At 47.0% G+C, this 18,333-nt stretch carries 20 protein-coding genes; 16 read left to right on the top strand and 4 right to left on the bottom strand.

Translation table 11 applies throughout. The features are described 5' to 3' along the window. Positions 1 to 53: 53 nt before the first annotated feature. The 6 genes from ICC18_RS21460 (at position 54) to sufB (ending at position 6,090) form a co-directional block, all read left to right on the top strand. On the top strand, positions 54 to 629 hold the full coding sequence (locus ICC18_RS21460) for a DUF1802 family protein (RefSeq protein WP_188176501.1): 576 nt from the start codon (positions 54 to 56) through the stop codon (positions 627 to 629). A gap of 165 nt (positions 630 to 794) precedes the next feature. Further along, positions 795 to 1,625 carry a Fe-S cluster assembly ATPase SufC gene (sufC, locus tag ICC18_RS21465; RefSeq protein ID WP_188176502.1) on the top strand — a complete coding sequence of 277 codons (831 nt, stop codon included), beginning with the start codon at positions 795 to 797 and terminating at the stop codon, positions 1,623 to 1,625. Between the two features lie 81 nt (positions 1,626 to 1,706). Beyond that, entirely contained in the window at positions 1,707 to 3,002 is a 1,296-nt protein-coding gene (sufD, locus tag ICC18_RS21470; protein ID WP_188176503.1) for a Fe-S cluster assembly protein SufD, read from the top strand. Beyond that, positions 2,999 to 4,222: a cysteine desulfurase gene (locus tag ICC18_RS21475; protein WP_188176504.1), complete on the top strand. Its 1,224-nt coding sequence runs from the start codon at positions 2,999 to 3,001 to the stop codon at positions 4,220 to 4,222. Before sufD ends, ICC18_RS21475 begins: the two co-directional genes overlap by 4 nt. Beyond that, complete coding sequence (gene sufU, locus ICC18_RS21480) at positions 4,209 to 4,640, top strand: Fe-S cluster assembly sulfur transfer protein SufU (RefSeq protein ID WP_188176505.1); 432 nt, start codon at positions 4,209 to 4,211, stop codon at positions 4,638 to 4,640. The genes ICC18_RS21475 and sufU overlap by 14 nt, the downstream gene beginning before the upstream one ends. A gap of 52 nt (positions 4,641 to 4,692) precedes the next feature. Then, entirely contained in the window at positions 4,693 to 6,090 is a 1,398-nt protein-coding gene (gene sufB, locus ICC18_RS21485) for a Fe-S cluster assembly protein SufB (RefSeq protein WP_188176506.1), read from the top strand. Positions 6,091 to 6,137: 47 nt separating this feature from the next. Here sufB and ICC18_RS21490 read toward each other — a convergent pair whose 3' ends face one another. Next, positions 6,138 to 6,410 (bottom strand): hypothetical protein, encoded by a 273-nt coding sequence (locus ICC18_RS21490; RefSeq protein ID WP_188176507.1) that lies wholly within the window; start codon positions 6,408 to 6,410, stop codon positions 6,138 to 6,140. A gap of 130 nt (positions 6,411 to 6,540) precedes the next feature. Between ICC18_RS21490 and ICC18_RS21495 the strand changes: the two genes are divergently transcribed. The 6 genes from ICC18_RS21495 (at position 6,541) to ICC18_RS21520 (ending at position 11,013) form a co-directional block, all read left to right on the top strand. After that, positions 6,541 to 7,650, top strand: a complete 1,110-nt coding sequence (locus tag ICC18_RS21495) for a C40 family peptidase (protein ID WP_188176508.1) — start codon at positions 6,541 to 6,543, stop codon at positions 7,648 to 7,650. A gap of 168 nt (positions 7,651 to 7,818) precedes the next feature. Further along, positions 7,819 to 8,040 (top strand): hypothetical protein, encoded by a 222-nt coding sequence (locus ICC18_RS21500; protein ID WP_188176509.1) that lies wholly within the window; start codon positions 7,819 to 7,821, stop codon positions 8,038 to 8,040. Continuing rightward, positions 8,037 to 8,705: a hypothetical protein gene (locus ICC18_RS21505; protein ID WP_188176510.1), complete on the top strand. Its 669-nt coding sequence runs from the start codon at positions 8,037 to 8,039 to the stop codon at positions 8,703 to 8,705. Before ICC18_RS21500 ends, ICC18_RS21505 begins: the two co-directional genes overlap by 4 nt. 3 nt (positions 8,706 to 8,708) lie before the next feature. Then, on the top strand, positions 8,709 to 9,905 hold the full coding sequence (locus ICC18_RS21510; protein WP_188176511.1) for a glutathionylspermidine synthase family protein: 1,197 nt from the start codon (positions 8,709 to 8,711) through the stop codon (positions 9,903 to 9,905). Continuing rightward, the gene (locus ICC18_RS21515) at positions 9,902 to 10,627 is read left to right on the top strand and encodes a hypothetical protein (RefSeq protein WP_188176512.1); all 726 of its coding nucleotides are present in this window, start codon (positions 9,902 to 9,904) and stop codon (positions 10,625 to 10,627) included. Before ICC18_RS21510 ends, ICC18_RS21515 begins: the two co-directional genes overlap by 4 nt. Continuing rightward, positions 10,624 to 11,013, top strand: coding sequence for a DUF350 domain-containing protein (locus ICC18_RS21520; protein WP_188176513.1), 390 nt, complete (start codon positions 10,624 to 10,626; stop codon positions 11,011 to 11,013). Before ICC18_RS21515 ends, ICC18_RS21520 begins: the two co-directional genes overlap by 4 nt. A 5-nt stretch (positions 11,014 to 11,018) precedes the next feature. Here ICC18_RS21520 and ICC18_RS21525 read toward each other — a convergent pair whose 3' ends face one another. The 3 genes from ICC18_RS21525 to ICC18_RS21535 form a co-directional block, all read right to left on the bottom strand. Next, a complete protein-coding gene (locus ICC18_RS21525; protein ID WP_188176514.1) occupies positions 11,019 to 12,065 on the bottom strand; it encodes an HD-GYP domain-containing protein in 1,047 nt (348 codons plus the stop codon). Between the two features lie 103 nt (positions 12,066 to 12,168). Beyond that, complete coding sequence (locus ICC18_RS21530) at positions 12,169 to 13,233, bottom strand: ThiF family adenylyltransferase (protein WP_188176515.1); 1,065 nt, start codon at positions 13,231 to 13,233, stop codon at positions 12,169 to 12,171. 23 nt (positions 13,234 to 13,256) lie between these two features. After that, positions 13,257 to 13,958 carry a molybdenum cofactor biosynthesis protein gene (locus ICC18_RS21535; RefSeq protein ID WP_188176516.1) on the bottom strand — a complete coding sequence of 234 codons (702 nt, stop codon included), beginning with the start codon at positions 13,956 to 13,958 and terminating at the stop codon, positions 13,257 to 13,259. A gap of 110 nt (positions 13,959 to 14,068) precedes the next feature. Here ICC18_RS21535 and ICC18_RS21540 point away from each other — a divergent pair, with 110 nt between their 5' ends. The 4 genes from ICC18_RS21540 (at position 14,069) to ICC18_RS21555 (ending at position 18,251) form a co-directional block, all read left to right on the top strand. After that, positions 14,069 to 14,539: a molybdopterin-dependent oxidoreductase gene (locus tag ICC18_RS21540; protein ID WP_223192746.1), complete on the top strand. Its 471-nt coding sequence runs from the start codon at positions 14,069 to 14,071 to the stop codon at positions 14,537 to 14,539. Between the two features lie 81 nt (positions 14,540 to 14,620). Next, positions 14,621 to 16,087, top strand: coding sequence for a bifunctional metallophosphatase/5'-nucleotidase (locus ICC18_RS21545; protein WP_188176517.1), 1,467 nt, complete (start codon positions 14,621 to 14,623; stop codon positions 16,085 to 16,087). Positions 16,088 to 16,189: 102 nt separating this feature from the next. Further along, on the top strand, positions 16,190 to 17,002 hold the full coding sequence (locus ICC18_RS21550; RefSeq protein WP_188176518.1) for an undecaprenyl-diphosphate phosphatase: 813 nt from the start codon (positions 16,190 to 16,192) through the stop codon (positions 17,000 to 17,002). Between the two features lie 115 nt (positions 17,003 to 17,117). Beyond that, positions 17,118 to 18,251: an HD-GYP domain-containing protein gene (locus ICC18_RS21555; protein WP_188176519.1), complete on the top strand. Its 1,134-nt coding sequence runs from the start codon at positions 17,118 to 17,120 to the stop codon at positions 18,249 to 18,251. The last annotated feature ends 82 nt before the right edge of the window (positions 18,252 to 18,333 follow it).

Below are 18,333 nucleotides of genomic sequence, written 5' to 3' on the forward strand. Positions count from 1 at the left end.
TCAGATTCCTTATAATAATAACAATATTGAGTTGAGAACGAGGTGTACGAGATTTGGATACGCAACCAATCGCCCTCAAAGAATGGGCGTCCGCTATTAAAGCTTTGGAGGATGGCACGCAAATCTTTATCATGCGCAAGGGTGGAATCGTTGAAGAAACGAGGGATTTCCAAGTGGAGTCCGAGGCTTTTTTCCTCTATCCGACCTATGAGCATCAGCGCAGGGAATTGTTGAAGGAAGACTACCGCGGGGTTATCGATGAGACTTTAACAGGCTGGAGTCCAGAGGATTCGAGCGTCAAGGTCAGTACTTATGCCAAGCTGGTTGAGGATATCGAGATTAGCGATCAGGAGCAGCTCAATAAATTGTTTCCTTTCCACATTTGGACAGAAAATTTTACGGAAGAAAGATTGAAATGGAAACGCAAAAACCCGCTGCATATTATGTTGTTACGGGTTTATAAGCTGGATTCTCCAGTAGACGTTCAGATCGAACAGGCCTATCTGGGATGCAAGTCATGGATTCAAATTCAGACTGATCTCCCCGGAGACCTTTCCATGACCCCAGTTCTTGATGATGAGGAATTTACTGCGCAAGTTAGGGAGATCAAGCGACAGCTTGCTTCATAAGAGTCATTAGAATCATTATTTTCACAGATGCTTCTTTTTCATGGTATTGCCCTTTCTTGATTTTAACCAGTAAGTTATAATAGAATTATTCTAATGAGAATCAGTGAGAATCATTTAATAATGATTCTCATATAAAAGTACATTCACTTTATGGAGGCTTAGGAAATGGCAAATTTACCAACATTCACAATAGACGGTCTGAAAGCGAACGTCGAAGGAAAGGAAATTTTGAAAGGTCTTAGCCTGGAAATTAAAGGCGGAGAAGTTCATGCGATCATGGGACCGAACGGTACTGGTAAAAGTACGTTGGCTTCTGCTTTGATGGGCCACCCCAAATACGAAGTAACTGAAGGTTCCGTAACGCTGGACGGCGAAGACGTTCTGGATATGGCTGTGGACGAAAGAGCGCGCGCCGGACTTTTCCTGGCTATGCAGTATCCAAGCGAAATTACCGGCGTAACGAACGCTGACTTCTTACGCAGTGCGATGAATGCACGCCGCGGCGAAGGTAACGAGATCTCCTTGATCAAGTTCATCCGCCAAATGGAAGGCAAGATGAAACAACTGGAAATGAATCCGGAGTTCATGCACCGTTACCTGAACGAAGGTTTCTCCGGCGGTGAGAAGAAGCGTAACGAAATCCTTCAAATGCTGCTTCTTGAACCAAAAATCGTCATTCTCGACGAAATCGATTCCGGTCTCGACATCGACGCTCTGCGCATTGTAGCTGAAGGCGTTAACGCTATGCGCAGCGAAGAACGCGGCTTCTTGATCATCACGCACTATCAGCGTTTGCTCAACTACATTAATCCTGATTTTGTACATGTTATGATGCAAGGTCGTATCGTGAAATCCGGCGGTCCTGAGCTGGCTCAGCGACTGGAAGCGGAAGGATACGACTGGATCAAAGAAGAGCTCGGCATCGTGGATGAAACTGTTGGTCAAGATGAGGAAGAATTCAAGATTCCAATGAACACGACAGCTCCAAAGTACTAATGTAATGGGGCCCCCACAAAGTAATCGGATTAATCTTCGAAGCAAATCTTCACTTTGTGGGGTGAAATTTAGGAGGATAACATGAGCACTCAAATTACGCTTTCCATTGATTCGAATGCAGTCATCGAGCTTTCCCGCAGCAAGCAAGAGCCGGAATGGATGACATCCCTTCGTTCAGAAGGGTTAAAGCTTGCCGAATCTTTGGAATTACCCAAGCTTGAAAAGACAAGAATCGACCGTTGGAACGTTTCCTCTTACGGTTCCTATAAAGCGCAAGCCCCGCTCGCTTCCTTGGATGAGCTTCCTGAAGCAGCTAAAGGGTTAGCAAGTCCGGATAACCTGATCGTGCAAAGAAACTCCGGTATCGTGCACAAGCAGGTTTCCGAGCAATTGAAGCAGCAAGGCGTCATTTTCACTGATCTGGAAACAGCTCTTAGGGAGCACGCCGATCTGGTGAAGGATTACTTCATGAAAGCTGTAGAAGCGAATGAAAATCAATTGACAGCACTTCATGCTGCCCTTTGGAACGGCGGCATTTTCCTTTATGTGCCTAAGGATGTTCGCGTGGAAATTCCACTTCAAGCTTTATTCATAACAGATGACGCGGAAGCAAGCTTTGCTCCTCACGTTCTGATCGTTGCCGAGCAATTCAGCTCCGTGACTTACGTTGACAACTTTGTATCTTCCCACTCCGATGGTCAATTGGTACAAAACGGCATCGTTGAAGTGTTCGTGAAGCCAGGTGCCAAAGTTCATTACGCATCCATCCACAATCTTGGCGAGTCCGTTACGGATCTAACATACCGTCGCGCTATTCTTGAGAACGACGGCGCAGTTCAATGGGTCGTTGGAGAATTGAACTACGGCAACACGATGTCCGATACAACATCGATCCTCAAGGGCAACGGTTCCGATTCCGACGCCAAAGTCATCTGCGTTGGAACGGATGAGCAGAAGCTCAATCTGACTACACGCTGTGTGCATTGGGGCAAAGCTTCCACAAGCGACATGATCACTCGCGCTGTTATGAGAGACGGCGCTACAGCGATCATCAACGGTATCACGAAAATCGAAAAAGGCGCAACAGGCTGTAATGGCCAGCAAACCGAGAAAGTGCTGATGCTGAGTCCAAAAGCTCGCGGTGACGCGAACCCGATCCTTCTGATCGATGAAGACGATGTAAAAGCAGGCCACGCAGCGAGCGTAGGTCAAGTAAATGCGGAGCAGGTTCATTACCTCATGTCTCGCGGAATTACAAAGGAAGAGGCTCAGCGCTTGATTATCTACGGATTCTTGGCGCCTGTCGTTTCCGAAATTCCGATCAAGAGCGTTGAGGAACAACTGCAAAGCTTAGTGGAGAGGAAGCTGGGACAATGAATACCGCGGAGATACGTGAACTTTTTCCCATACTCAAGCAGGAAGTGAACGGTCATCCCCTGGTTTACCTGGACAGCGCAGCGACTTCCCAGAAGCCGATCACGGTGATTGAAGCACTAAAGCGTTATTACGAGTGGGACAATTCTAATGTTCACCGTGGGGTTCATACGCTGGGTTCTCGTGCAACAGACGCCTATGAAGGCGCGCGCGAGAAAGTTGCCAAATTCATTAACGCATCCAGCGAGCAGGAGATTATTTTCACAAGAGGCACGACAACAGCCATCAATATTGTAGCGAGCAGTTATGCGAAAACGCTTCGTGAAGGCGACGAGATCGTCATCACGCCGATGGAGCATCACAGCAACCTGATTCCTTGGCAGCAAGCTGCCAAGGCTTCGGGGGCCACATTGAAACATATTCCATTGCAGCCGGATGGCACGATCTCGCTGGCCGACGTTGAAAATGTAATTACAGACCGTACAAAGATCGTTTCGGTCGTATACGTTTCTAACGTCCTCGGTGTGATCAATCCGATCAAAGAAATTGCCCGCATCGCCCATAAGCATGGCGCTAAGCTGATGGTTGACGGCGCGCAAAGCACACCGCATATGAAAGTGGATGTGCAAGATTTGGACTGCGATTTCTACGGCCTTTCCGGACACAAGATGTGTGGTCCTACCGGAATCGGGGCATTGTATGGGAAGAAGGCAATGCTAGAAGCGATGGAGCCTGTTGAGTTCGGCGGCGAGATGATCGACCATGTGGATTTGTATGAATCGACGTGGAAGGAGCTGCCTTGGAAGTTCGAAGGCGGAACACCGATCATCGCCGGTGCAGTCGGACTCGGCGCGGCTATCGATTTTCTGCAGGAAGTCGGCATGGACAATATTTATAGGCATGATATTCAGCTGACTCAGTATGCGCTCAATCGCATGTCACAGATTGAAGATCTGACTATTTATGGTCCAACCAATGATCGTGCGGGACTTGTGACTTTCAATCTAGGGGATGTGCATCCTCATGATGTCGCAACCGTCCTGGATGCGGAAGGAGTCGCTGTAAGGGCAGGACATCACTGCTGTCAGCCTCTCATGAGATGGCTTCAAGTGACCGCTACCGCACGCGCCAGCTTTTATCTGTACAATACAGAAGCCGATGTTGACCGACTTGTAGCGGCCTTACAAAAAACAAAGGAGTACTTCGGTCATGCAATTGGATGATTTATACCGCAGAGTGATTATGGATCACTATAAAAATCCACGCAACCGCGGGAAATTTGAATCTGACGAAGCGGTTACGATCGACCTTAACAACCCGACTTGCGGCGATAAAATTTCGTTGCAAATGCAAGTTGAAGATGGTTTGGTGAAGAACGCCAAGTTTCTTGGAGAAGGCTGTTCCATTAGCTTATCTTCCGCATCGATGATGACGGATGCCGTGAAAGGCAAGGCGCTTGACGAAGCGCTGAAGATGGCTGAAAATTTCTCCGGTCTCATGAAAGGCGAAACCGTAGAGTTTGAATATGAAGATATAGAGGCCTTATCCGGGGTTAATAAATTCCCTGCACGGATCAAGTGTGCAACCCTTGCCTGGAACGCGCTGCGCAAAGGGATTGAGCAATCCCAAAAGAGTGAATAAGTAACGCTTACGAAGACAGTTTTGCAAGCAAAACTCTAAGGAGGAATCAACCATGGCTAAACAAATGCCAGATCTCGAGGATTACAAGTATGGCTTTAGGGACGAACACAAAGCGGTGTTCCAGTCCGGTAAAGGCTTGACTCGTGAGATCGTAGAGGAAATTTCCAGAATGAAAGGCGAACCGGAATGGATGCTTGAATTCCGTTTGAAGTCTCTGGAACAGTTTTTCAAAATGCCTATGCCACGCTGGGGCGGTAATATGGACGATCTGGATTTCAATGATATCCAGTACTATGTAAAGCCTTCTGAGAAGCAAGGTAAGACGTGGGAAGAAGTTCCTACGGAAATTAAAGAAACGTTCGACAAGCTTGGTATTCCTGAAGCGGAGCAAAAGTTCCTTGCAGGTGTATCCGCGCAGTATGAATCCGAGGTTGTTTACCACAGCATGCAAAAGGAACTCGAAGATCAAGGCGTTATCTTTACGGATACCGATACGGCGCTTCGCGAGTACCCGGAGCTGTTCAAAGAATATTTCGGAACCGTTATTCCGCCTAGCGACAACAAGTTTGCTGCGCTGAACAGCGCCGTATGGTCCGGTGGATCCTTTATTTATGTACCAAAAGGCGTAAAATGCGAGATTCCGTTGCAAGCTTACTTCCGCATTAACTCCGAGAACATGGGCCAATTCGAACGTACGCTCATCATCACCGATGAAGACAGCTTCGTACATTACGTAGAGGGCTGTACAGCTCCTATCTACAGCACGAACTCCTTGCATAGTGCGGTTGTTGAGATCGTATGTAAGAAGAACTCCCGAGCTCGTTATACAACGATTCAAAACTGGGCGCCTAACATCTACAACCTCGTTACCAAACGTGCGGTTGCTGAAGAGAACGCGACTATGGAATGGGTCGATGGCAACATCGGTTCCAAACTGACCATGAAATACCCGGCTGTTGTGCTGAAAGGCCGCGGCGCTAAAGGTATGGTTCTTTCCATCGCAGTAGCGGGTAAAGGACAGCATCAAGACGCTGGCGCGAAAATGACGCATCTGGCTCCGGATACGACATCTACAATCGTATCCAAATCGATTTCGAAGCATGGCGGCAAAGTAACGTACCGCGGCTTGGCTTCCTTCGGACGTAACTCCCAAGGGTCTAAAGCGAATATCAAATGTGATACTTTGATTTTGGATAACGAGTCGACTTCCGATACAATTCCTTACAACGAAATTATGAACGATAACATTACACTGGAGCATGAAGCTACAGTATCCAAGGTGTCAGAGGATCAATTATTCTACCTCATGAGCCGCGGTCTGACTGAGGCTGAAGCTACACAAATGATCGTTATGGGCTTTATCGAGCCATTCACCAAAGAACTTCCAATGGAATATGCCGTAGAAATGAACCGTCTCATTAAGTTCGAGATGGAAGGCTCCATCGGGTAATAAGCAAACTAACGGCAAGACTCCCTGAAGGGGTCTTGTTTTTCTTTTTATTTCCACTCGATTTGCAAAGTAGGGTCTACCCAAAGCGGGATCAAAATACTGCAAATCCAGAGAAGTATAAGCAAAAATGAAAATAAGGATAAGATGAACCCGTCCCATTTTCCATAACGAATATAACTGATGAAGCCGCAGATGAATGCCGCAATACCGAATATAAAACCTAAAGGTATGGGAATTAAAAATAAATTCAGCAAAATCGCTATTAATCCAAAGATGATGGCATAAAGCGGCAAAGATGAACTCGTTTGATTTCTAATCATACCTGTTCCCCCTTGTTGGCATGGATGCTACTGGTAATCATACCATATCCACATTTGAATGCATATTTGTAACCTACTTGTCTCACTCTAAAGAGGATCAATTAACGCCCTTCAAAGGAGAAGAGATATCATGTGGAAAAGGTTGAAAGCAGCAGCAATGGGTAGTTTGGTTGTTATTCTGGCAACGACGACTGGTTGTGGAAATGATAGGCCCACTCCCAATAGGGCCGCGCCAACGGCATCGCCAACTGTACAGCAAGGGAACGGCAACAACCAGACGCATCAGATGTCCCAAGAAGGACAAGGCATGCAAATGCTTAGCACGAATGATGCTATTGTTCCTATTAAAGCCATTGAAAATGTCAATTATGTTTCAGCCCCTGAGATCATTCAAATTTTGAATTTTCAATCCGGTTGGGATGATTCCAATCAAAAGTTAATGATCGGGGATAACGATGCGAACTTTGAACTAACGATGAATTCCAATAAAGCAAGCAAAGAAGGCAATGAAATTCAGGTCAGCCAACCGTTTATTAAACAAGGCGATACCGCTTATATTCCAGTATCGGCTTTAGGAGACCTTTTCCAGGAAGATATGTCGTTTGAAGTAAAAGATAGCCAACTTGTCATTCATCCAACTTCCGTCGCCACGATTGAGAATGAAGATGATCCGGATCAGCAAGGTATTACAGCAGAGCTTGATTTTGGGGAAGACCCCAACGATCCTTTCAAAGGTGACGAGGATGCAACGAATCCGGCTGCAATTGGAGACTTAGGTACTCTTGATGAACAAGTATGGGCACCTAGCGGAGATGAGGATGCCGTTCCCGTCTTGAAAAACATTGATATGAATGCGTTAATCCGTAGAGCGAAGCAGTACTTAGGTGTTAAGTATAGATTTGGAACGGGGCCTTATTCACAAACAGGAAGATTTGATTGCTCGACATTTACCCAATATCTGTTTGGCAAACAGGGGGTTAAGCTTCCACGCGTCTCTCGTCAGCAAGCAGCGCTTGGTACTTATGTAAGCCGTAAAAATTTGCGAAAAGGCGACTTGATGTTTTTCTATGTGCCAGGCCGGTTTAGAACCAACAGAACAGTTGGTCATGTCGGTATTTATATGGGCAATATGAAGATGATTCATTCATCGCCGAAACCTAAAAACGGCGTACAAATCACGGACATTAATAAACCATATTGGAAAAAAACGTATCTACGCGCTAAGCGTGTCGCTTATTAAGCCGGCAGTGATCGGTTCAGCTAAAGTCTATCCTAGGGATAGGCTTTTTTCTTATTCAGTTTCGTTTCAAATTTCCAATTTTATATAATTTATAAATATTTTGAAACAAATCGGCAGTTACTGCGTTTTACATATTATGAAGTTGGAACGAAGAAGGAGGACATCTCAATGAATATTGTAATGTTGGAAAAAATGGCAGACGGACAGCTTCGTAAAATTAATGAACGCCCTTGGGATGAGAAGCTCATATTGGCGCTGGATGCAGCTAATTATGTACTCATTGACAGGAAGGAATATGAAATGATTGAAGGAAGATTGAATTTGGATGATAACGTTTTTGAACTACTCCTCATCACAGCAGGAGGCCATGGGGGAGGGAGCGGACATTGAAACGACCGCTGAAAGTCATATCGGCTTCATTAGGGCTATTATTAACAAGCCAACTGCTGCTAGTTCCTCTTAGTTTTGCTGAGAACTCGACACCGAGCAGCACACCGGCAGCGGGTACTCCCAAGCTGGTTGAATGGTCATCAGAAGAAGTCAAGACATATTTCGATGCTGCGGTTGATTGGAGCCTGCCCATTCAAGCTGTAGAAAAAGCAGGGACAGCATCGCCCACCCCATCGCCAACGCCGGCAGCGGGCAGTACCGGTGGCGGCAATGCGCCCATTATTGTCAATCAAGGATACGGCGGGGGTTTTGGCTGGGACGATTTGCTTTTATACCATCTTATTTTTAATTCAGGCAGTCCGTATTCTTCAAGCAGTTGGGTAAGCAGTCATCCATCCTATCATTATCGATCAAACACGCCATATGTCACCAAGACGTATCAAGGGACTTCTTTTTCCAATCGCTCCGTGACAAAATCTCCGACCACATCAAGTGGAACGGGCAGTTTTACAACCAACAAGTCGTCGGCGAGTACGACGACGGGCTCTTCGGTTAGCTCATCGAGCAGCAGCTCCAGCTCAAAATCAACCTCAACTTCAACCGGCAGTATTGGTGGCAAGTCGAGCAGCTTTAGCTCCTCTTCCAGCTCCAGTTCGGGTGGTTGATTCATGGTATATGAGGTTATCGGAACACCATCGCCAGACCGTGAGGAACGTATTCGGCAATTAGCTGAGCTCGGGTTCACATGGGCGAATCTGGGGGATGAGGCATATTGGATCGACCAACTCGTCGTTATGGAAAGAGCGGCTTATGAAGAACTGCTGTATGCCGCGGCAACGTTGTGGATGGTATTCGATAAAGCGGCACGCTTTGTCCAAGGACGCAGAGATTTATATGCACAGTTATCGATTCCCGAAGTGCTTTGGGATGGACTCGATCGATTGGAGATGAACGCTCCTGGTTTCATAAGCAGGTATGCGCGGTTTGATTTTGCCGTGAATCAAGAAGGAAGTATCAAGCTGCTGGAGCTTAACGCAGATACACCGACAGGTTATGTGGAAGCATCGATTGCAACGCCATGGCTGTGTGAGCAGTATTGTATGATATCGCCAAACAGTGCGATGAAAGAATGGGTACGCCGAGCATGGGAAACGGAAGCGCCGGATTATGCGGCATGCACGGCATACGGTAAGCATGCCGAAGATACGGGGACCGTTGATGCTTTAGTTGCGCATAGCGGAAGAGACATGACTTGTGTAGATTGCCTCGACCTGTGGATTGACAAAGGCGTTGTGAAGGTAGGAGAGCAAAGCACGATTACAAAGATGTTCGCCTTATATCCAAAAGAATGGATGGGTATCGATGATGGTGGCGAAGCTTTAGCCTATTCGATCGAAGAGCGTTACGTGGAGCTGTTTAATCCCCTGCATTCGGTTATTTTGCAATCGAAAGGTTTGCAGGCGATTGTTTGGAGCCTGCATGAAAGTCAAGGCAGCTTTTTCACTGAAGAAGAGAATAAGGCTATAGAGCGCTACATGCTCCCAACCTATACTGAACCTGTTCTGGAGCGGGACTATGTGTCTAAGTCCATGTTCGGCAGAGAGGGCGGCTCGGTTGAGCTTTATAACGAGAAGGGTGAGCTTGAGGTAAAAGACGAGGCGGGTTTTGATACGAGCGTATTTTTCAAACGAGTATATCAGCAGCGAGCCGATTTGCCTAAGCTTCAATTTGCAAATGGAGATATGCATCTGTTGACCGGACTTTTCGTCTTGAACGGGGAGCCTTGCGGCTTGTTAGGGCGAGCAGGCGGGATCATTACTGGTAATTCAAGCCATTTTGTGGCGATAGGAGTGAAATCATCTTGAAACAAGAACGATTTTGGCTGATGGCTGCCGGCTTCGTCATTGTAATCAGTATTATTTGGGCCATAAGCAGTGCGGTGGATAAGAAGCCTTCGGTCATGAATACGACTTCCACATTTAGCGGTAATGGGGGAACAGGGAGTTTTTCAAGCAGTAGTAGTGAGACTGGGAGTTATTCAAGCAATGGTACGAGTATCAATACAATGAGCTCAGAAACAATGAGCAGTGATGTTCCATGGGACTATCAGGTGCAGGAAGCCAAAGTAGGCGATCTGCTTGATGGCGATATGATATTGCTGCCGAACAATGAGCGAATTTCGAATGATCAAAATTTTGCTACCGGCGACCAAGTTTGGGTTTTGCGCTATATGAACGCCACGATGAGAACGGATAGCCAAGGGAAGAACGAAGTGACGCTCTCGCAATGGAAACCGATCAAGACGTTTAAGAGTAAAGAAGACGCGGACAAAGATTTAGCGGAACTGAAAACAGAAGTTAAAACGGAAGTAAATTTGGTAGGTGTTTATAAAACGGAACTGGATGGGAAGTTTCGGTATTTTGCCGTAGCGGACTTACCGACAGGGCAGAAAGTCAAACAACCTATCGCGGAAGATAGGTATGTCAAGTTCAAGGATAAGAAGCAAGTTCAGGTTGTTATTGAGGAAGTCCATGATTATAGCAATTATGATCAAACGATGGCGAAATTTCGGGGGTGGGCAGAGTGATTGTCGTTAATATATTAATTAGTTTGTTTGTCATTGTACTGCTTCAATTTGCTGGCATGTATGTATTTAGTTTAATGACGCCCTACCGCGATATGGAGGAAATTAATAAGGGCAATGTAGCAGTCGGAATTACCATGGGTGGTAAATTTATTGCTACTGCAATCGTGCTGGCGATTGCCGCGTATACGAATTCCTCCATTTGGCATATGAGTCTATGGTTCGCTGTAGGTTACGTTTGCTTAATCGCCGCATACTGGGTATTCGATTGGCTGACACCAGGTGTACGGCTCTCCGATCAACTGAAACAAGGAAATGTTGCTGTCGGCAGCTTGTTGGCAGCCGTTTACATTGGTATGGCTCTAGCTGTTGGCAGTCTGATTATTTAACAAACTTACATTGCGATTGAAGTAATTTCCACGTTATTGAGTTGAGACAGGTCAACAAATTCATTTTTAATTTTAATTAACGGCTTGAAGAAGTCAGAAGGATTGGTCATCACGATGGTGCCAGTCCTTCCGTCGTTAAGCGACGCTTTTTTGCCAATAAAGTTCGGAATCATATTCCGGATAAACACTTGTGTAATTTTCGGATCCAGCTGACCGAAGCTCATGCGATGGAGCTCTTTTAAGACAAAAAGCAGATCACGTTTCTGCTGGTAAACCCGGTCGGAAATCATCGCGCTATATACATCTGCAACCGCGACGATGTTCGAATAAGAATGAATTTCCGTTTTTGTTCTCCGAAGGGGATAGCCCGAGCCATCCCAACGTTCATGATGCTGAAGCGCGACAAGAGCAAGCGCGTTATCCTGCAAGGAATCCCGTATGATTTCATAACCATAAATCGTATGTTTTTTGATTTCGTCGAACTCATCGTTTGTGAGTTTTCCCGGTTTTTGCAGAATGTGCTGATCTACTTTGCTTTTTCCAAGATCGTGCAAATACCCCGCTTTTCCAATGTGACGCGCCTCTTTTTCGCTTTTATCCATCCATTTGGCGATATAATAAGAAAGCATGCCCACTTGTACGCTGTGTTGGTATGTATAATCGTCTTGACTGTTCAGAGAGAGGAGCAGGGATACGACATCTTTTTCGTCTTGAAAGTTTTGGAATAATGGATTGCAAGCGGATTCAACAAAGTCATCAGCGAACGTTTCGCCTAACGCTGTGTATTGAAATAATTGTTTAACTCCATTAATGGCATGTTGGAAAGAGTGAGCTTGTACAGCGCTTATCGGATGACGAACAGGCTCGTCCTCTTCCTGATCAGCATTTCCTCTAGGCATGATATCCACATATTCGATATTGTGGCGATTAAGCATTAAAATATCGTTGGCATCCACGACTGTGCCGGATGATAGAAGATGAAGACCTACAGCATTGTAGGTATCGGAAATAAGTTTATCACCGGCGATTAGCTGAAGAACGTGTATGAGCATAGTTCGTCCTTTCCAAGTCCTAATATCTGAGTAGGTATATGGTTATAGTATCAGCTGTCCCCAGGTATTGGCAATGAGAAGTCAGAACTAGTTTTGGATAGAATTAATTCCCAATATATCGGCTGTATAGGCTTTTAGCCTGAGTTAAATCGTCTGTACCTTGAACGAGTACGCGGCCGTCCGGGAAGATGACCAGGTGAAGGTCAGGACTTGCCTGAAATTTTAAAAGAAAGCGGTTCTTCTCTACAAGTCCCAGAGGTTTTAATCGTTCTTCCCAGTCATCAAGCGACAACGAGGAGGGATGGATCGGGTGGATTTGAACAGAATTTCGGCCGCACAAGGATTGAATGGTATCATTGTCCAGTATGGCGTCCAAGTACTCATAGTGCTGCGTTCCGCACGCAGGACAATCTGCTTTGCGGGCACCTGCTACGTTAATCGCTGAATTCTGATTGAACCATAAGTCCCACTGCTGCATCTTGAGATTGAGATTTTTCTCGTCTCCAACGAGGAGTTTGAGAGCTTCGGTAGCTTGAAAAGAAGCAACGACATGGATAATTCCACCTATGACCCCAGCTGTATCGCAGGTTTCCGTCGTACCTGCAGCGGGCGCTTGCGTAAACAAACATCGCAGACAAGGCGTCTGCCCCGGGATGATCGTTAATGAGACACCTCTTGAAGCGACCGCCCCACCATAAATCCATGGAATACCAAGCTTAATGCTGACATCATTAATGAGAAAACGGACTGAGAAATTATCCGTACCATCCAGAATAAGATCCACTCCGCCAAGCAATTGCTCAGCATTCGTAGGATTCAGATCGGTTACATGAGGCTCAATGGTTACTAACGAATTAACTAGCTGCAGACGTCTGGCAGCGGCGATGGCTTTAGGTATTGAGTTTGCGGCGTCCTCTTCATCATAAAGCATTTGCCGCTGCAAATTGCTGGCTTCGACAAAGTCGCGATCGATCAAACGGACATATCCAATACCAGCGCGAACCATATGGTTCGCCAGAACGGTGCCGAGAGCTCCCATCCCGACAATGGCGACTTTACTTGCATTCAGCTTACGTTGTCCTTCAATCCCTATTGGTGAAAAAAGCGTCTGCCTGGAATACCGGGCATCGACGTCAACCTTCGGTTCATGATCTATATGTTGTTCCATCTTCTTTCATCTCCAGTCCGGCATCACTGAATTTCTGGTGTTTGGAGCGGGTTCCAGGGGCCAGTTTGGCTGCCTTTCCACTCCGAACCGTCTTCCCAAATCTCTTTTTTCCAAATCGGAACCATCTGTTTTAAACGTTCGATCGCATATCGGCTGGCGTCATAGCAGCTGGCACGGTGGGGCGAGGATACTGCAATAACAACGCTCGCTTCCGCGATTGCGACTGCACCTAATCGATGTGTAATGGCGCATAAGGTTCCTGGCCATCTTTGATCAATTTCTTCTCCGATAGCGGCCATCGTTTTCAAAGCCATGGGCTCGTAAGCTTCATATTCGAGCAGCACGGTTCGCTGCCCGTAGGTCATTTCTCGGGTTGTCCCAATGAAAGCAATTGAAGCTCCGTGATCGGGATGATTTACCTTGGAGGTAACTTCGGCTACATCAATCGTGTCGTATGTGATCTCATAATAGGACGGCTGTCCGCCTGAAACAGGAGGAATAAGCGCGAGTTCATCACTTTCCGTAACGAGTTCTTGTTCGTTCGCGTAAGTTTGGTTTTTGGCAATAAAACAAGGGGCAAGCTGTGCCCGCGCATGGGGATACCGATCCGCGATCAGCTGTTTCAGTTGTTCAATGGAAATAGAATCTTGATCGATGTCAAAAGTGAGGACTGAAGTCCCGAGCAGGTCCACGAGACCTGCAAATAACCGGATGTGTATTCTCATGGCTAAGCCCCCTGGCGTTTTCTTGTAGAATCCCTTTCAGCATATCATATTTTGGCAGGATGATGGTATAATGGGGGGAGCGTTTTTAGAAGGAAAGGGGATTAATAATTATGACGACCGATATCCGCATTGAGGTGTCAGACCCGCATATTACGAACGAGGAATATACAGTAAGCAGTATGGTTGCAGCTGCCAAGCAGCTGTTACCGCTTGAAGAACGCGTACCGGGGGTTCGAGGTGAAGCCTTTGATTTGAAATCCTGGTATTTCAGCTGGAAGCAGCGGCATAACGCCGATCGTGCGCCTGAACCGACCCACGTCAAAGTGGAGGCTATTGACGAGTTTCAAGCAACATTGCCTTGGTCCCAGATTGAACAAGCTTTATTTCTCTATGCGCAAGAAGGAAAGGAACTGAAGAAAGGTTACCCGATCCGTCTCTATGTGCCGGATGGCAGCAGCGAGTGTCTCAATGTCAAAAGCGTCGTAAAGCTGTGGTTTCTGCATGATGACAAACTGGGAGAAGAGGCTACTTACGGTTTCAAAAATACGGTATCGCCGGATGAGCTGAAATTCAAGAAATGAGCGGGGCTATTGCTGAATAAAATTAGACATGCTTTGTCATGACGCGTATGCTTACGAAGCAAGCTCTAAGGAGGGAATGGTATGTCCGATGATATGCAACGAGTCGTCATCCTGCATACGAATGACATCCATAGTCATTTTGAACAAATGCCCAGGATCAGCAGCTATTTCCATCGTGTGCGCGCTTCGCTGCCTGCCGATCAAGTTCTGACGCTGGATATCGGCGATCATATGGATCGGATGCGACCGGAAACGGAAGGAACGACCGGGATCGCCAACTTGGCCATTATGAACGCCACCGGCTACGAAGCAATGGTCATTGGCAATAATGAAGGGTTAACATTTACGCCTGACATGCTTCGAACTGCTTTTCATGAGCATGCAAAGTTCCCCATTATCGGAAGCAATGTCTTTGAAGCAGCCTCGGACCAAACGCCGGAATGGATGGTTCCTTATCAGATTGTTCAAAAATCAGGATTGAAGATCGGATTAATCGGAGTGACGGCTTCTTATCCCGATTACTATGAGCTGCTTGGCTGGCATGTCACGGACCCGCTGGCAGCCGTTAAAGGTTACATAGAGAAGCTTCGACCGCAAGTCGAGGTGATTATCGTGATGTCTCATCTCGGATTGCGCATGGATCAACGGATGGCGGAGGAGCTGGATGGCATCGACCTCATCCTGGGCGGCCACACGCATCACCTGTTGGAGGAGCCGCTCTTGCACAGCGGCACCTATATTTGCGCGGCCGGCAAGTTCGGGCAGTACGCCGGCCACATCGAGCTCGCGTACGACCCGGCGCTGCGCCGGGTCGCAACGCTCACCGGCCGCGTCGTCCCGATGGCCGGCGCGCCCGAAGACAGCAGCGTCGCCGCGCTGCTGGATCATTACCGCGAGATCAGCGCGGCGGCGCTGGACGCGGAGGTGGCGAGGCTGCGCCAGCCGCTGCGCCTCGATTGGTATGGCGAATCCCCGCTCGGCAACTTGCTTGCCGCGGGGATTCGCCGCTGGACCAGCGCCGAGATCGGGCTGGTCAACAGCGGTCAGCTCCTTCAGGGACTGAAGGAGGGCCGCCTGACTCGGGGCAGATTGCTCGAAATCTGCCCGGGACCGATCAACCCCTGCCGCCTTCGGCTTAGCGGGGCACATCTGCTCCAAGCGCTCGAAGAGTCGCAGCTTGGCGAATTTATGGAGAAGCCGATTCGCGGCTTCGGCTTCCGGGGCGAGGTGCTGGGCGTGCTGAGCGTCGACGGCATGCGCGTCGAGGTAGACGGCTCCCGCCCGCCCTATGAACGAATCATCGCCGTCACGGTGGGCGATGAGCCCTTGCAGCCCGACCGGGAGTATGTGGTCGGCACGATCGATATGTTTACCTTCGGGTCCGGCTATTTGTCCCTGGGGCAAGGAACGAATGTGGAATACATGCTGCCTGAATTTATTCGCGATGTACTGGCGGTGCAACTGCAGGATGAGTCTGCTATTCAGAACGCTGGTGAAGCTCGTTATATCGACTTAAATTACGCAAAAAATGTTGAAGGACAGCTATGAATGACGACCTTTGTCGAAGGTGTTGTCAGATCTGCGGAGATACAGGTAGAATAGATAATTGGACAGGAGTCATATAATAAACTCTATTTATAGGGGGAGAACATGCATACTATTTTTGAAGCGGTCATTATCGGCATTGTGGAGGGGCTGACCGAATTTTTACCGGTATCCTCGACAGGGCATATGATTTTGGCACAAAGTTTAATGAATACGCAAAATGACGAAGTGATGAAAACCTTTGATTTTGTCATCCAATTGGGAGCAATCATGGCGGTCGTCCTCCTTTACTGGAAAAGAATCCTATCTTTATTCGGCTTGATGAAAAGGAAAAGCGAAAGCAAAACAGGAAGGAAACTGAACCTGCTGCACATCCTCATTGGAATTCTTCCTGCCGGTATTATAGGAATTGCATTGAATGATTATGTAGATGAAGTACTGTTTAATCCGGTTTCGGTTCTAGTTGGTCTCATTCTTGGCGGCATACTCTTGATTATCGGGGAGAAAAAGAAAGAACAGCCCAAAGCCGAAGTCATGGATGACATGACCTACCGGCAAGCGTTCTTTATCGGTTTATGGCAGCTGCTTTCCATATGGCCGGGATTTTCCCGTTCCGGTTCAACGATTGCAGGGGGGATGCTTTCTGGCGTAAGCCGCGCCGCTTCTGCTGATTTTACTTTTATCATGGCGATTCCGATTATGTTCGGCGCTTCGCTTGTCTACTTCGTGAAAAACTACGATGCGCTTTCTATGAGTGACTTTCCCTTTTTTGCAGTAGGCTTCGTCGTTGCCTTTATCGTGGCGCTTCTCGCGGTAGCAACTTTCATCAAGTTTGTGCAGCGAATGAAGTTAACCTATTTTGCCTACTACCGTTTTGCTTTAGCCATCGTTTTTGCTTTATTTCTGCTGCTTAGCTAACCCTGTAAACAATCTCGAACCGCGTCGAATGATGCGGTTTTTTGTATTGAACTTTTTTATGAAATCTATTACATTTAGTAAGAAAATAACGCTCACCTAAACGGGGGATAACGAAATGCGTTTGATGCCGATAGGCATGTGCCAGCCTGGAATGAAGTTGGCCAAGAACATTTACAACGAAGACGGTATGGTTCTGCTCGCCGTACACGTTGAGCTCACTCAAAAATTGATCGATCGGCTGTTTAATTATGGCATTGATTACATATATATCGCAGACTCACGAACGGACGATATTATTCAAGAGGACCCGATACAGGATGAGACTCGCAAGAAAGCTGTGATTGAAGTCCGCAGCACGTTCCGCAAGGTGATGGAGGACTCGAATAAACGCGGGTCTGTCAGTTACTATGATATGGGACGAAATTTCCGCGATGTCATGAAGATGATCATTGACGATTTAAGTGCCCACCAGGGCGCCATGGTCATGCTCAATAATATGAACATCAAGGACAACTATTTATTTCAGCATTCGGTTAATGTGAGTATATACGCGATCATGCTGGGAATAAGCTTCGGTTATAGCCGTGAAAACCTGGAGACGCTCGGTCTAGGAGCTCTGCTTCATGATATCGGTAAAACGAAAATTCCGGTCAGCATTCTGCAGAAGCCGTCCCAGCTCACGGAAGAAGAATTCAAAGAGATGAAAAATCATACCACATACGGTTTTCAACTTCTCAAGGATGAACCCAATATTCCTTTATTGTCCGCGCACTGCGCGCTTCAGCACCATGAACGAATGAATGGAAGCGGGTACCCTCGCGGTATTCAAGGAACGGAGATTAACGAATTCGCACGTTGGGTTGGGTTAGTCGATTCCTATGATGCGATGACAACAACGAGAGTATACCGGAGGCCTTTATTGCCGCATGAAGCGTTGGAGCAATTATTCACAGGCTCGGGTACCATGTATGATCAACGTCAAATCGCTATGTTCCGTGATAAAATTGCCATCTATCCGCTTGGCATGACAGTTAAGCTGAACACAGGCGAGTCAGGTATCGTATCCAAATTGAATATGTCATTTCCGCAGCGGCCCGTTGTGCGCATTCTACAAAAAGAAGCCGGGGAAGAATTGAAAGAACCATACGAAATCGATTTGTCTGCCAAGCTTTCTGTACTCATTTCCGAGGTCGGAGAAATTAAAGTGGGCGATGTTTTACCGGAATTAAGCATACCGATGTTGTTTTGAGATAAAATAAAGATAGCAATTTACGTAAGAACCTGGGAAACCAGGTTCTTTTTTCTAGGTTAAAGGTTTTGAACGCGGCCTA

Source organism: Paenibacillus sedimenti, from assembly GCF_014534655.1.
GTDB classification, from domain to species: Bacteria; Bacillota; Bacilli; order Paenibacillales; family NBRC-103111; genus Paenibacillus_E; species Paenibacillus_E sedimenti.

Bases quoted from the DNA above. Each gene is read 5' to 3' on its own strand.
- sufC (WP_188176502.1), top strand. From the start codon at position 795: ATGGCAAATTTACCAACATTCACAATAGACGGTCTGAAAGCGAACGTC.
- sufD (WP_188176503.1), top strand. From the start codon at position 1,707: ATGAGCACTCAAATTACGCTTTCCATTGATTCGAATGCAGTCATCGAG.
- ICC18_RS21475 (WP_188176504.1), top strand. From the start codon at position 2,999: ATGAATACCGCGGAGATACGTGAACTTTTTCCCATACTCAAGCAGGAA.
- sufU (WP_188176505.1), top strand. From the start codon at position 4,209: ATGCAATTGGATGATTTATACCGCAGAGTGATTATGGATCACTATAAA.
- sufB (WP_188176506.1), top strand. From the start codon at position 4,693: ATGGCTAAACAAATGCCAGATCTCGAGGATTACAAGTATGGCTTTAGG.
- ICC18_RS21490 (WP_188176507.1), bottom strand. From the start codon at position 6,410: ATGATTAGAAATCAAACGAGTTCATCTTTGCCGCTTTATGCCATCATC.
- ICC18_RS21495 (WP_188176508.1), top strand. From the start codon at position 6,541: ATGTGGAAAAGGTTGAAAGCAGCAGCAATGGGTAGTTTGGTTGTTATT.
- ICC18_RS21500 (WP_188176509.1), top strand. From the start codon at position 7,819: ATGAATATTGTAATGTTGGAAAAAATGGCAGACGGACAGCTTCGTAAA.
- ICC18_RS21510 (WP_188176511.1), top strand. From the start codon at position 8,709: ATGGTATATGAGGTTATCGGAACACCATCGCCAGACCGTGAGGAACGT.
- ICC18_RS21525 (WP_188176514.1), bottom strand. From the start codon at position 12,065: ATGCTCATACACGTTCTTCAGCTAATCGCCGGTGATAAACTTATTTCC.
- ICC18_RS21530 (WP_188176515.1), bottom strand. From the start codon at position 13,233: ATGGAACAACATATAGATCATGAACCGAAGGTTGACGTCGATGCCCGG.
- ICC18_RS21535 (WP_188176516.1), bottom strand. From the start codon at position 13,958: ATGAGAATACACATCCGGTTATTTGCAGGTCTCGTGGACCTGCTCGGG.
- ICC18_RS21540 (WP_223192746.1), top strand. From the start codon at position 14,069: ATGACGACCGATATCCGCATTGAGGTGTCAGACCCGCATATTACGAAC.
- ICC18_RS21545 (WP_188176517.1), top strand. From the start codon at position 14,621: ATGTCCGATGATATGCAACGAGTCGTCATCCTGCATACGAATGACATC.
- ICC18_RS21550 (WP_188176518.1), top strand. From the start codon at position 16,190: ATGCATACTATTTTTGAAGCGGTCATTATCGGCATTGTGGAGGGGCTG.
- ICC18_RS21555 (WP_188176519.1), top strand. From the start codon at position 17,118: ATGCGTTTGATGCCGATAGGCATGTGCCAGCCTGGAATGAAGTTGGCC.